Below are 14,414 nucleotides of genomic sequence, written 5' to 3' on the forward strand. Positions count from 1 at the left end.
GCCTGATGGATCATCTGATTTTTTTCCCGGTACTATTACCGCTGATTACCGGTGTGTTATTACTACTACCGCCATTACATGAAGACTTGCCTCGTCAGCGGATGATGGTATTCGCCGCTAATGCCGCACTGGTTTTGATTGCTCTGCTATTGCTTGGTAACAGCCTTAAATACGGTACTCAGGTCTATATGATGGGGGACTGGCAGGCACCGTTTGGAATTGCATTGGTAAACGATACGCTGGCATCGGTGATGCTGGTATTAACGTCTATTCTGGCGCTGGCAGCACACTTATACGCCTGTGCTGGTGATGACGAAAAAGGCCCCTTTTTCCAACCGCTGTTTATGTTTCAGATTGTTGGTATTAATGGCGCTTTTCTGACTGGTGATATCTTTAACCTGTTTGTTTTCTTCGAGATTTTATTAATTGCATCTTATTCATTGCTGATCCACGGTGGCGGCAAACAGCGCACTCAGGCAGCCGTACATTATGTGTTATTAAATCTTGCGGGTTCAGCCATGTTCCTGTTTGGTTTGGGTATGATCTATGCGTCATTCGGTACGCTCAATATGGCCGACCTGGCATATAAAGTTGCCCACCTGAACGAAGAGAATATCGAGCTGGCCAAGTCTGGTGGCTTATTATTGTTAGTCGTATTCGGTCTAAAAGCCGCGTTGTTACCAATGCACTTCTGGTTGCCTCGCACTTACGCATACACGTCGACACCTGTGGCTGCACTGTTCGCTATTATGACTAAGGTCGGGATTTACAGTATATGGCGTGTTCATACTGCTATCTTTGGTGATCATGCCGGAGAGTTGGCCGGCTTAGCTATTGGCTGGTTATGGCCATTGGCGCTGATGACTCTGGTAGCGGGAATTATCGCTGTTATGGCAAGTCAGACGTTAAAAATGTTAGCAGCCAATCTGGTGATTGTTTCAGCCGGAACGTTATTGGTTACCCTGGCGTTGAATACTCCTGAGGCGACGGCTGCGGGTTTGTATTATCTGATTCACAGCACGTTATTATCAGCGGCATTATTTTTAATTGCCGGGTTAATTCAGGAGCAACGTGCCCAGGCTCAGGACCGATTTGTTAAAGGTCGGCCAGTATCACAACCCTTATTAATTGGCGCTTTGTTTTTTATCGCTGCGCTGGGTTTGATTGGTATGCCTCCCTTCTCAGGCTTCGTCGGTAAAATCCTGATTCTGCAGGCATCGTCAGATGTACTCGAAGCTTCCTGGATCTGGGCTCCATTACTGATGTCAGGTTTAACGGCGATGGTTATGTTAACCCGCGCCGGCAGCACCCTGTTCTGGCGTGCCGCAGGCCAGCCTGCACAGGAAACCAAAGCGCATGCGTTACAAGTGACTGCGGTAGTTGTTCTGCTTTTATGTTCGCCGTTGATGGTGATATTTGGCGGGCCATTATCGGATCTAACTGTTACGGCTGCACAGCAGCTGCACAAGGTACCGATGCCGGTGCTCGCCACTGGCGACTTACCCGTAGCGGAGGTATTACCATGATTGCACGCTTACTTCCTATGCCGATGCACAGCACCTTGTTGCTGGTTGTGTGGTTATTATTAAACGGTCTCTCTGCAGGGCAGTTATTATTGGGGACCATCCTGGCGATTGTTATTCCATTACTGACTTCACCATTCGCAGATCACCAGAGTAAGGTGAAAAAGCCTTTTGCAATGGCAGTTTACGTATTGCGTTTATTGTGGGATATCGTTGTTTCTAATGTGGAAGTCGCACATCGGGTATTGCGAAGCAATCGTAAGTTAAATCCTGGTTTTATTGCTTTTCCTTTGGAATTAACCGGAGATTTTCCGTTAACGGTATTGGCCAGCACTATCTCCCTAACGCCGGGTACTGTAAGTGTCGACTTTTCTGAAGATAAACAATGGCTCTATATTCATGCGTTGCACATCGACAATGAACAGGAAATTATTGATTCCATTCGTGATCGTTACGAACAGCCACTAAAGGAGATTTTCTCATGAGTAGTGCAGATGTTCTGAGTTACGCCATCCTCGGTACCGGGCTGTTGGTTTTGGTATCGCTATTATTGAATGTTTGGCGTATTTTATTGGGCCCGGAAATTACCGACCGTATTCTGGCTCTGGATACATTATACATTAATAGTATTGCACTGATTATTTTAATGGGTTTACACAATGGTTCAGCGCTGTATTTCGAAGGTGCGTTGTTAATTGCCATGCTGGGCTTTGTGAGTACTGCGGCACTGAGTAAATACCTGTTGCGCGGAGATATTATTGAGTGATGGAAAATTCAGATTTATTTAATTATCTGGTGGCTGGCTTGCTGATTATTGGCGGCTTTTTCGTATTTGTGGGCTCTTTAGGGTTGGCTAAATTACCAGATTTTTTCACACGTTTGCATGCGCCAACGAAAGCTACCACTCTTGGCATCGGTTCTGTACTGATAGCCTCCATGTTAGTGACCAGTGTGCGTGAAGGTGGCTTCAGTGTTTATGAGCTGGTAATCAGCTTATTCCTGTTTATCACAGCTCCGGTTTCTGCCCATATGATGGCAAAAGCTGCACTGCATAAAAAAATCTCTATGTTAGATCGAACGAAAAACCATGACATGACGGCACGAATTGCGGCCCAAAAAACGCCGCAAGAAGAACAACAGCCGGAAGATTCTCCGGCCTGAAGTCTTCCCCGGTCTCATTACATTTGAAAGCCCTGTTGGTGTTAATCAATAGGGCTTTATTGGTTACAAACTTGCAGATAATCAGTGACTGGGCCATGATAAAAAGATATTCGGAAAACAGAAATCCTGATGCGTCTGGATGATCTTGTTTTAGCACCCAAATAAGTTATTCAAATCAATTATTGATATTATTATGTTGGCCAGTTATACGACTTATTTAAGCTTCAGTGTTGGCAAGTCAATGCAGGATTAACGGCATTTAATATCAATGATTAACCCTGCCACTCATGCTAAATTCTTAAAAGGCTGATAAAAGCGTTCTTGCCGGATTATGGTGATGATAGCTTTAGGATCAGTACATTAAGCCTAGTCTTGTGAGTAGCATAAGCAGGAATCCATTGCCATGGAATGCGTAATGAAAAATCTTTTCTATCAGTAATAACAGGGTATGTGCTGGATTGCCGGTTTATACCGAAACATTTAATCGCCTGAACATATTCTTAGAGATTGCAAATTCCAGCGTATTGCCTGCGGCCATTGCGGCATGCTGAACAACGGCAGCAACCCCCTGCTTTTATGAGTTAACCAAAGGTACACATTATGTTTGGCATCAAATCGACGTTAATAACGGCCGGTGTGGGGATCGCAGCGGTCGCCACTATGGCTTTTTTATGGAAATCAGAAGAACTGAAAGCCGCTAAACTGGAGACCCGGTTAGAGATGATTCGCACGGAACTGGTGCAATCCAAGAGCAATAATCTGTCATTAAAAACCCAACTAACAAAACAAAATAAAGATCTGGCGCGTTTACAGACTCTGGCAGAAGTGAATCAGGAGAAAATTAATGAACTTGAGCATGATCGTGACGACGCCCGTAAGGAAACTGCAACAGCGATTGATCAGATTAACCAGCTACGCTCAAAAGAACTGGAAATGGCCCGACAACAGCCATATTCACGCGGTAACCTTGCTCACAAGCGTTTGTCTGACAGCATGCAGCGGATTGCCGGAACGCAAGATTGAGCGTATCCAGGTTGTCAGTATTCCGGCGTTACCACCAGTTATAACGCTTGCCCCTCCGTCCCCACCCAACTCGACTTTGCCACCGGTATTGGTGACGACGGCTGACGATGTAGCCTATTACATTGAGGCTTGTGACGCTTTCTCTGATGTCGATGACGATGACTCTGACGCAGTTGCCCGGTTGCAGCAGGATTACCCGGGATTGTCGCGTAGCTCCGCCTGCGATTGGGCAGTGTACGGTTTCACTGTTCAGGGGTGGCTTAACTTCGAAGCTTATATGTCAGAGCTGGCTGGTTACGTCGAACAATTGCGGGCTCATATTGATTATCAGAATCGTATGATGGAAGAACGGCAGAAAATTGTAGCTGAGCGCGATAAAGCACTGATTGATATGCAATCGAGCCGCGAAACCAGCAGCATCGAATAAGCGGTTTGTATGCTATATCAGAAGGCCGATGAATGAGGTGATGTCACGAATGAGCAGGAGAGTGCTTAAACATGAAGCGCGAAAATCGCGGATAAAAAATCCCCGCTTCAGATAGCTGAAGCGGGGATTTTTTATCCGGGGGTTACGGGTTGCAGCCTGAACAAATCAGACTTTCTTCCCTTTAATTTTTTCCCTCGCGGTTTGCATCATGACGTACAGTGCCGGAATCAGGAAGATACCAATCACTGTTGCAAATAACATCCCAGAGAGCACTACGAAACCGATTGATATACGGCTCATTGCGCCGGCACCACTGGCAACGATTAATGGCGCAACGCCGAGAATAAAGGAGAAGGCGGTCATCATGACTGCGCGGAATCGCAAGCTGGCAGCTTCTTCGGCAGCATCCAGAATTGATTTACCTTCTTCCCGAAGTTGCTTAGCGAATTCGACAATCAGAATGGCGGATTTACTGGCCAGACCAATTAACATCACCAAGCCAACCTGAGCGTATAAATTGTTATCCAGTCCATTGATTAAATACAACGGAACTAACGCGCCCATAATTGCAACGACCACTGACAGGATAACTGCCAACGGAATCGTCCAGCTTTCGTATTGTGCCACCAGAAACAGATAAGCAAACAATAACGACAACGAGAAGATCAGAACCACGTAACCCGCGGATTCACGTTCCTGCTGTGCGGTACCTGTCCATTCCAGTACATACCCGGATGGCAACACATCAGCGACAATCCGTTCAACTTCCTGCATCACATCACCACTACTGAAGCCATCTGCGGGTGTGATGTTGATGCCGGCATTGCGGTATGTGTTGTAGCGATCCAGTTTTTGCGGCCCCAGTGCCTGGCGGATATCCAGAATTGATCCTGCAGGAACCAGTGCACCATTATCCGACTTAATATAAATACCGCTGATGTCTGCGATGGCATCACGATATTCACTTTCAGCCTGGAGCATCACGCGATAATTGCGGCCGTATAACGTGAAATCATTCACGTAGGACGAACCCAGCTGGCTTTGCAGGGTATTAAATACAGTCGCTGGTGAAACGTTGAGAGTCGCGGCTTTTTCACGATCCAGAATGACTTCCAACTGAGGATTGTTGGCGTTGTAAAAGGTGAAAGCCTGTTTGATTCGATCAGAGCTGTTCAGTGCCAGAATTAAACTGTTTGCTACCTGGGCCAGGGCTTGTGGTGTGTCGTTTGCCTGATCCAGCAGGTTAGCTTCCAGTCCACCGGCAGTACCAAGACCAGGAATCGGTGGGGGTGGGAAACCAAAGGCATTAGCTCCGGGTATGGCCTGTAATTCTTTGGTCATTTGCTGAAAGGTGACGTACCAAGGAGTATCTGGACGTTCATCCCAATCTGTTAATACCGGCAACATAAAAGCGTTGTTGGAAGCGGCACCACCAATTAAGCCGAAGCCACTGATGGTCATCGTGCGCTCAATTTCGGGAATTTCCAGCAGCGTTTCATCAATGCTCGCCGCCAGATCTGTGGTGCGATTGACTGATGCGCCCTGAGGCAGCGAAATATCAACAAAGAATGCTCCCTGGTCTTCATAGGGAATGAAACCAGTTGGCGTATTTTTGAATAAAAACGCAGTTGCACCACAAATAATTACCAGGAGCGATACAGTGGTCATAACGCGTTTATTCAGGAATACAGCACCTCGTACGTATGTTATCCGGGCGCCATCCACGCGACGATTAAACCAGGCAAAGAATCCTTTTGGTTCGGCTTCCGGTTTTAGCAGTAAGGCACATAACGCCGGTGACAAAGTTAAAGCGTTCAGTGAAGACAAAGCAACGGCAACGGAAATGGTGACCGCGAACTGAGTGTATAATTTACCGGTTAAACCCGGCATGAAAGCCACCGGAACGAATACCGCCAGAAGCACCAGCGTCGTGGCGATGACCGGACCAATCACTTCGCTCATGGATTTGGCAGTCGCCGCCGGAGCATCAAGGTTATCCTCCTTCATGTGGCGCTTAACGTTTTCTACCACCACAATCGCATCATCCACCACAATACCAATGGCCAGAATCAGAGCAAACAGAGAAATAGTATTTATTGAAAATCCCGCCGCTTGCAGCGCAACAAAGGTACCAACCAACGAAACCGGGATGGTTGCCGATGGAATTAAAGTGGCACGCCAGTCGCCCAGGAACAGGAAGGTTACGGCAATTACCAGAATAAAGGTCATTATCAGCGTATCGACAACTTCGGAAATCGATGCGCGCACAAAGCGGGTGGAGTCATAAAATACCTGATATTCCATACCTTCCGGAAAGTACTCGCTGAGGCGCTCCATTTCTGAGATAACTTTATCGGCAACATCCAGTGCGTTGGCACCTGGGCTTTGATAAATGGCGAACGGAACTCCTGGTTTGCCGTTAACACGCATCTTAAAACCATACGTTTGCGAACCCAGTTCGACACGGGCAACGTCTTTCAGATAAATACGTGAACCATCACGACTGGTTTTAACGATAATGTTTTCGAATTCTTTGGCGTCGCTTAAACGGCCTTTACTGGTAATGGTGAACTGGAATTGCTGGTCGCTGCTAACCGGAGGTGCGCCAATCTGTCCCAGTGCCGCCTGAACCGATTGACTTTGAATAGCCGAGCTGATGTCACTCGGTGTTAAGTTCATTGCCTGTAGCCGATCCGGATCAAGCCAGATACGCATACCGTATTCCATACTGCCAAACTGCGAGGCACTGCCCACACCGTTAATACGGGCAATAGCATCTTCCACATAAATCGACGAGTAATTACTCATAAACAGATTATCGAGACTTTCATCCGGTGATGTCAGAGCAATAACCATCAGCATTGAGCTGGATTGTTTCTGAGTCGTCACACCACGACGAACAACATCCTGTGGCAGGCTGGCATTCGCCAGTGCAACACGGTTTTGTACATTGACCGCAGCCTGGTCAGGGTCGGTGCCAACCTTAAATGTCACGGTCAGCGTATAGCTGCCATCGTTGCCACTGGTTGAACTCATGTACAACATATCGTCGACACCGTTCACCATAGATTCAATTGGCGTGGCGACCGTCTCTTCCACAGTCTGGGCATTCGCACCAGTGTAGCTGGCTTCAACTTTCACCTGAGGCGGGGTGATGTCCGGATACTGAGTAACGGGCAAACTGACCACGGCCAGCAAACCCGCAATCATGATGACAATGGATATCACCAATGCGAATTTGGGGCGATTAATAAAAAAGCGTGAAAACATAAATTATTGCTCCACTGCTTCAACGGTCTGACCGTTTTTCACTTTCTGCAGGCCCTGAGTAATAACGCGTTCACCGGCTTCTAAGCCGGAAACGACAATCCAGTTTGAACCCATCTGTTCACCCAGCGTCACGCGACGCTGCTCAACAACCTGCTGATTATTAACCACCAGTACCATATAACCATCACGATCACGCTGTACGGCAGCTTGTGAAACAGTAACCACTTCCGGCGCATTCTTAGGTTCGAGTGTTACCCGCACAAACTCGCCCGGTAGCAGCAGTTCATTCGGATTCGGGAATTGGGCACGTATCGCCACCGAGTCGGTTTCTGTATTCACTTCAGGAGACAAAAAGTCGAACTCACCGTCAAACTCGTATTTTTCACCATTCGAAAGCAGCAGTTGTGGAATCATATTGGACCCTTGCAGCTCCGGAGAGGCGCGGCGAGCTTCCAGCAGAATTTTGTTGGATACCGAAATATCCACATAAACCGGATCGGTCTGAACAATGGTGGCCAGGTTACTGCTGTTAGCAGCAATCAGGTTGCCGGTATTTATACTGGCACTGCCAATTTTGCCATCAATCGGACTTTTGATATCGGTATAGCCGAGATTAAGCTGCGCTTGCTGTAGTTGAGCTTCGGCTTGCAAAACCTGCGATTTTGACTGGTCGCGTTGAGCTTCCGCACTTTCCAGCTGAGCTTTGGAGGTGGCGCCACTTTTGCGTAACTTTTGCTGACGACTTAATTCTGCACTGGCCTGTTTTAATGATGCTTTGGCGCTCAATAATGCGGCTTGTGCCTGCTTGAGCTGAATTTCGTAGGTGACCTTTTCAATAGAGAACAACGGATCATCTTTTTTCACCCGACTGCCTTCAACAAAATGGCGTTGCTCCAGGATACCGCCCACGCGCGGAATAATCTCGATACGCTGTACTGCGCGAATACGCCCGGCGATTTCGATATCCGGCGTTACTTTTTCTTTTTTGATTGTATTAACAATAACGGCGGGACCTTCCGCAAAGCTGGAATAACTCAGCAGTAGCGCAACGGCCATAAACAAAGGTTTCATGCAAAATCTCCAGTGCATAGGTGGGGGACGGTCTATAAAATCAGATTAGTTCAGGAATAGCGAATATGCTTGCACAGCATAATAATCGGCTGAACCGGGTTTGGTTAGCATATAAATGCAATTATAGGTATGGAAGCGGGATGTAATGTGGTGGATCTGTGTTGTTGTATCGGAGCGCTCAGATGCGCTCCAGTGCCTGCTGCAGTTTTTCGACGGCGATCACTTCCATGCCTGGGATCGGCTGACGTGGTACGTTCCCTTTTGGCACGATGGCGCGTTTAAAACCATGTTTTGCAGCTTCTTTAATTCGCTCCTGACCGGAGGGGACAGGACGGATTTCGCCAGACAGGCCAACCTCACCAAATACGATTAAATCCTGAGGCAAAGGCTGATTGCGGAACGATGAAAGGGCGGCCAGCAGTAACGCCAGATCGGAACCTGTCTCCGTCACTTTTACCCCACCTACAACATTAATGTAGACATCCTGGTCACCCAGGTGGATCCCCCCGTGGCGGTGCATCGCAGCCAGCAATAAATTCAAACGGTTTTGATCGGTGCCAACGGCCACCCGTTTCGGATGACCAAAATGACTGTCGTCGACCAGCGCCTGAATTTCCACCAATAATGGTCGGGTACCTTCCCAGATCACCATGACGGCACTGCCAGCGGTAGGTTCTTCGCTGCGGCTGAGGAAAATAGACGATGGATTTTTAACTTCTTTCAAACCCTGATCAAGCATGGCAAAAACACCAAGCTCATTAATCGCACCAAAACGGTTTTTAATGCCACGCAGGGTACGAAAACGACTGTCGCCGGAACCCTCTAACATGATCGAGCAGTCGATCATATGTTCCAGTACTTTGGGGCCAGCGATGGTGCCATCTTTAGTCACATGACCGACCAGAAATAAAACCGTATCAGTTTGCTTGGCAAAGCGGGTTAAATACGCTGCACTTTCGCGGACCTGAGAAACGCTGCCGGGGGCTGACTCAACGCCATCGACGTGCATGACCTGAATCGAATCAATTACCACAATCCTGGGCTTGTGCTGCTGCAGGGTTTGCACCAAACGTTCAACATTGGTTTCGCTGAGCATATTTAATTGGTCTGTGGGTAATCCAAGGCGCTGAGCACGACGGGCAACCTGTTGCAGACTTTCTTCACCGGTGACATACAATGCCGGCATTTGTGTCGCCAGATGGCACATGGTCTGAAGTAAGAGTGTGGATTTACCGGCGCCAGGGTGGCCACCAATTAAAATTGCGGAACCCGGCACCAGACCCCCACCCAGAACCCGATCAAACTCCAGCATACCCGAGCTGAAGCGCGGTACCTCATTCAGATCAACCTCTGCCAGGCGCTGAACGCCTTGAGTACCAGCATTGCCCGCATAACCACCAACGGCAGCCTCCCGAGCCTGGGCCTTGGTACTTGCGACAACAAATTCCTGTAATGTGTTCCAGGCACCACAGCCGGTGCATTGGCCCTGCCATTTGGAGTGGTCGGTGCCACAGTCATTACATACGTATGCGGTTTTTTTCTTCGCCATGATGGTACAACTGAACTGTAAATAAATGGTTTTGTGAACGAATCGACCGTTTCTTGCTAAAAACGAAAACCACAGACGTCCACAGGTAAAGCATTTCATTGTAGGATTGATGCCCTGCAAGGCAGCTACCTTAACTTACTGTTCACGAATTATCATGATGAAAATCCTCCATCTGGATGACCACGTTCTGTTTACCGAGGGACTAAAGGCCATCCTGTCCAATCAATATGGCTATCAGGTCAGCTGCGCCAACACCATTGAGCAGGCCTTAACTGCGCTGGAGCAGGAGTCCGGTTTCGAGTTAATCCTGGTGGATCTCAGCATGCCGGGCCTGGATGGCATTGCCTTTATTGACAGTTTGATTGAGCGCCAGATATTCATTCCTTTTGTGGTGTTATCGGCCTCGGAAGATTTGTGGGCGATTCGTCATGCGATGGATAAAGGCTCAGCCGGTTTTATTCCGAAGACCTACAGCAGTGAGGTCATCATCGATATTATTCAGAGCGTCATGGCTGGCGATGTTTACCTTCCACAGTCTGTTCAGGAAGGTCTGGTTAATCTGCCGGAGCAGGAGCCGTGTGATGCGTTAGAAAAGCTGATGGTGCGTTACCGTATCAGTAAGCGTCAGATGGATGTACTGAAATACATGCAGCAGGGCTATTCAACAGAAGAAATTGCCCGGGTACTTAACCGTTCGGTCAATACCGTTAAATCGCACAGCAAAGCTTTATTTGCCGCATTTGAAGTGAATAATCGTTTGGAATGTGTGCGTTACGCTGAGCGGGTTGGATTACTGCAATCACATGTTTGATGGCCGGTAAATAATATAAGCACTGTACGGAGACAGTGCTTATATTCGTGCCAATCGGGGTTAACGCTTTTTCAACATCATCTGGATCTGGGGGGCCCCTACCAATAACGGACTGCTTGAATTGCTGCCGGTATTGATATCTTTAACCATTTTAGTGCCGGCAAAAGTTCCGTCAGTTACCCATAACTCATTGCCATGAGTTGCGCTCGCTGCAGTAAAATATAACTTCCCGGATACCTCTTTGAACTGATTAATATTAGTGGCCTGGTCATTGATTTTCAGGGTGTTATCGGCCGTGCCGTCGGTCACCCATAGTTGCTCCCCAGCTGTCATGCCACCTCCTGGCGCACCATCTCTGGCAACAAATATGGCCTTACTACCCAACGCTGTCATATCACGGATATCACTGTCTTCATTGCCCGGTCGAATATCTTTGACTCGTGTGGTGCCATTATAAAATCCGGTCGAAACCCACAGTTCCTCGCCGCCGGATCCAGAATCGACTGCGAACAATAATTTATCTCCGAGCGCCGTCAGATTGGTTGGTCGTGATACCCCCTGACTGAAAGTAGTGATTGCACGACGGGCAAAATTATTTTTTGCATAAAATCCTGCAATGTCACCACCGCCAAAGTTATAGCTGTAAGCCACGCCTGCATTGTTGGCTGCAAAGGAAACCAACTCAAGTTCGCTGATGCCCGGATCGCTGCCTAAACGTTGTACGGTATTACTGGTATCCACTCGCAGTGCCGCAAAGTTGGCGTTCGTATTGCCGTTGTTACCAATGAAAAATAAGTTGTCGTCGGTAGCCACCATCTTGCGAATATTCGCACCGAGGTAGGGGGTCGAAGCACCAGCAGGCAGTCCGGTAACAGGCACGCGATTCGGATTAACACGATGCAACTGAGTTCCGGCTGCAGTGCCGTCAGTTGACCACAGTTCGCTGCTCAACGTGCCTTGTACACCTGCGGCAAAATAGACTTTGTTATTGAACGCTACCATTTCACTGGGCGTGCCCGGATCAACACCGGTTGAGCCATTGGTGACTCGTACGGTACCGTCCGCGGTACCATCAGAGACCCAGACTGCGCGATCCGTGTCGTCACTGGCAACAAAGATCAGTTTATTATCAAGTGCTGTTAACAGGGCTGGGTTCGCGTCGCCACTCGGGTGAATATCTTTCACCAGGGTTGTTCCGGCTGCTGTACCGTCGGTTTTCCACAGTTCTTTGCCATTAATATTATTGCTGGCGACAAAAAAGTGAACATTACCTGCTTTGACGAAGTTGTGAGGGTTGCTGCTACCAGCATCATTGAGATCTTTAACCAGCCGGGTGCCTGCCTCTGTGCCATCACTGGCCCATAATTCCGCCCCTTGATTGATATCGCCGGTTGCGCTGAATAGCAGACCGGAAAATGCTGCGACCGGCACTTCAGCGGTTGGTGGATTATTACCATCAGTTGGTGGGTTGCCGTTGTCGCCAGTTGTCGGGTTGCCGTTGTCGCCTGTTGTCGGGTTGCCGTTGTCGCCTGTTGTCGGGTTGCCGTTGTCGCCGACCGATGGATTGCCAGAGTCATCCGAAGATGAGCTACCACCACATGCGGTAGTCATTATGGCTGTAACCGCTAAAGCCATTAGTTTTATTTTTGCCGACATAAACTGTACCTGATAGTGAGTGAATCGTTTGCAGGGGTAGTGTATTGATGACGGTTAAGAAGAAATCACCCTGAAGGGTGATTTATGAGTGTCTGCCAAAGAATGCGAAGCCGATCACATTGAGAGATCACTTCAGCAAGCGTTGAATGACGAGACGCAGCTGAGCAGCGCGAACGGGTTTGTGTAATACCATCAGTCCACTGTTTTTGGCCTGCTCAATACGCTGAGGGTCAGTATCACCTGTGATTAACAGTGCCGGTATGTCTTCTTTGAAGTGATTTCGCAATGTGGCAATGGCATCAATACCGTTTGTATTTTCACGCAGGCGGAAGTCCGAAATGATCAGGTCCGCTGGCTGGGCATCGGTGGCTAATCCGGCCAGTATCTGACTGGCGCTTTCGCCATCCATCACCCTGGCCCCCCAGCTGGTCAGCAGCTCGATTAACGCTTCGCGTACCTGCTGATCATCCTCGACAAGCAGCACCTGTTTTTGGTTCAACAGCTGCTGATTTACTTTGGTGGGCTTAGGAATGACGACCTGACTCTGATCACCCAGAGGCAGGGTCAGGGTAAAACAGCTACCTTTACCGGGAGTGGACAGCAGCTTGATATGCCAGTGCTGCAATACGCATAAACGGCGCACAATGGATAAACCCAGGCCAAGGCCTTTTTTCTGATCACGTTCCGGGTTATTCAATTGGTGAAATTCGGTAAAAATGGCCTGTTGCTGATCGGGGGCGATACCGATTCCGCTGTCACGAATCTCGATCTGATAGCACTGCTCAACGATATTGCCGCGTAATTCAACGCTACCTCGATGAGTGTAGTTCAAGGCATTGCTGAGAATATTACTCACCACCCGATGGAATAACACCGGGTCAGCGTACAATGTTGCCTGTGCCAAGGAGTGCTGAAATTGCAAACCTTTATCCGAGCACAAGGCACGATAATCGTTTGCCAGTTTATCCAGCAGTAAACTGCTGGGCAGATGCTGAGGGTGTGGTTCAATACTGTTGGCATCCAGTCGGGACACGTCCAGCAGGCTGTCCAGTAATTGCGACATGGATTCAATGCTCGACTCCATTTTATTCGCTGTGATCTGAGCATCCCCCATTGGCAATTGCTGTTTAATGACATTAAAAAATAAGCTGATTGCCTGCAGCGGTTGACGTAAGTCGTGACTGGAGGCTGCAAGAAATTTGGACTTTGCCACGGTTGCGGATTCTGCCTGATGGCGAGCTTCATCAACCTCCAGCCGCAGGCGAATGGAATCGATTAATGTCTGATGCAGGCGCCAGCCGTAACCGATGGCTGTGACCCAGAAAAATAATAAAAATGAAATTAGCAGCAGGTTGTATTCCAGTTGGTAGAGACGAAGAAAGACGCCCCACAGCGGCAGTGTTGCAAAGATAAAATAGCCCGCAGGGTAATACACCATCGCGGGTGCAGGGGTGATGGTCAGTGCAATGGTGATAATCAACAGCGCTGCAACGTAAATTATATTCTGTTGCTCAGAAAAGTGTTGCTCTTGCAGAAAGATAAAAGGCGCCAAGGCCCAGGTAATTCCCCAGATAAAAGAAACCATAAATATAATTCCCGACCATTGCGAACCGGAAAACAGAGTGTGAAATTTATGATTCACGCCATAAAACGCCAGTGTACAGCTCAGCAATATAAACTGGAGCACACACCAGCTGACGATTGCAATATTGCTGCTAAAAGAGCGATAAACCAGGAAGATCAGAAAACCTGTGAGCATTCCACCAACTAAATGTGGCAGTGCTTCGCGCATAAATTGACGATGACGTTCATTATCAATGTCACGGGCAAGAGGATGGCTTTTAAAGGAATAGAGCATCATGCGTAGCTGCTTCGGCTTATTGTGGTGAGAGGGGCACTATAACAAGCGTATTGAAATCGGGA

The 14,414-nt window shown here is 48.3% G+C and carries 12 protein-coding genes; 7 read left to right on the plus strand and 5 right to left on the minus strand.

Annotated elements, in window-relative coordinates:
* Nucleotides 1–5: 5 nt before the first annotated feature.
* From MK185_17055 to MK185_17080, 6 genes are all read left to right on the plus strand, one after another.
* Entirely contained in the window at nucleotides 6–1,526 is a 1,521-nt protein-coding gene (locus MK185_17055; GenBank protein ID MCH2042343.1) for a monovalent cation/H+ antiporter subunit D, read from the plus strand.
* A complete protein-coding gene (locus MK185_17060; protein MCH2042344.1) occupies nucleotides 1,523–2,008 on the plus strand; it encodes a Na+/H+ antiporter subunit E in 486 nt (161 codons plus the stop codon). The genes MK185_17055 and MK185_17060 overlap by 4 nt, the downstream gene beginning before the upstream one ends.
* Nucleotides 2,005–2,289, plus strand: coding sequence for a K+/H+ antiporter subunit F (locus tag MK185_17065; protein ID MCH2042345.1), 285 nt, complete (start codon nucleotides 2,005–2,007; stop codon nucleotides 2,287–2,289). Before MK185_17060 ends, MK185_17065 begins: the two co-directional genes overlap by 4 nt.
* Nucleotides 2,289–2,684 (plus strand): Na+/H+ antiporter subunit G, encoded by a 396-nt coding sequence (locus MK185_17070; GenBank protein MCH2042346.1) that lies wholly within the window; start codon nucleotides 2,289–2,291, stop codon nucleotides 2,682–2,684. The genes MK185_17065 and MK185_17070 overlap by 1 nt, the downstream gene beginning before the upstream one ends.
* Nucleotides 2,685–3,284: 600 nt before the next feature.
* Entirely contained in the window at nucleotides 3,285–3,707 is a 423-nt protein-coding gene (locus tag MK185_17075; protein ID MCH2042347.1) for a hypothetical protein, read from the plus strand.
* Nucleotides 3,688–4,134, plus strand: a complete 447-nt coding sequence (locus MK185_17080; protein MCH2042348.1) for a hypothetical protein — start codon at nucleotides 3,688–3,690, stop codon at nucleotides 4,132–4,134. The genes MK185_17075 and MK185_17080 overlap by 20 nt, the downstream gene beginning before the upstream one ends.
* Before the next feature lie 165 nt (nucleotides 4,135–4,299).
* Here the strand turns inward: MK185_17080 and MK185_17085 are convergent, their stop codons facing one another.
* The 3 genes from MK185_17085 to radA form a co-directional block, all read right to left on the minus strand.
* Entirely contained in the window at nucleotides 4,300–7,404 is a 3,105-nt protein-coding gene (locus MK185_17085; GenBank protein MCH2042349.1) for an efflux RND transporter permease subunit, read from the minus strand.
* Nucleotides 7,405–7,407: 3 nt separating this feature from the next.
* Entirely contained in the window at nucleotides 7,408–8,475 is a 1,068-nt protein-coding gene (locus MK185_17090; GenBank protein ID MCH2042350.1) for an efflux RND transporter periplasmic adaptor subunit, read from the minus strand.
* 178 nt (nucleotides 8,476–8,653) lie between these two features.
* Nucleotides 8,654–10,024, minus strand: coding sequence for a DNA repair protein RadA (gene radA, locus MK185_17095; protein MCH2042351.1), 1,371 nt, complete (start codon nucleotides 10,022–10,024; stop codon nucleotides 8,654–8,656).
* 154 nt (nucleotides 10,025–10,178) lie between these two features.
* Between radA and MK185_17100 the strand changes: the two genes are divergently transcribed.
* The gene (locus MK185_17100; GenBank protein MCH2042352.1) at nucleotides 10,179–10,835 is read left to right on the plus strand and encodes a response regulator transcription factor; all 657 of its coding nucleotides are present in this window, start codon (nucleotides 10,179–10,181) and stop codon (nucleotides 10,833–10,835) included.
* Between the two features lie 60 nt (nucleotides 10,836–10,895).
* On the opposite strand, the gene MK185_17105 is transcribed toward MK185_17100, so the two are convergent.
* Both MK185_17105 and MK185_17110 read right to left on the minus strand, forming a co-directional pair.
* Nucleotides 10,896–12,446, minus strand: a complete 1,551-nt coding sequence (locus MK185_17105) for a hypothetical protein (GenBank protein MCH2042353.1) — start codon at nucleotides 12,444–12,446, stop codon at nucleotides 10,896–10,898.
* A 172-nt stretch (nucleotides 12,447–12,618) separates the two neighbouring features.
* The gene (locus tag MK185_17110) at nucleotides 12,619–14,352 is read right to left on the minus strand and encodes a hybrid sensor histidine kinase/response regulator (GenBank protein MCH2042354.1); all 1,734 of its coding nucleotides are present in this window, start codon (nucleotides 14,350–14,352) and stop codon (nucleotides 12,619–12,621) included.
* Nucleotides 14,353–14,414: the final 62 nt, after the last annotated feature.

The organism is Saccharospirillaceae bacterium, from assembly GCA_022448365.1.
Classification (GTDB): domain Bacteria; phylum Pseudomonadota; class Gammaproteobacteria; order Pseudomonadales; family Oceanobacteraceae; genus Bacterioplanoides.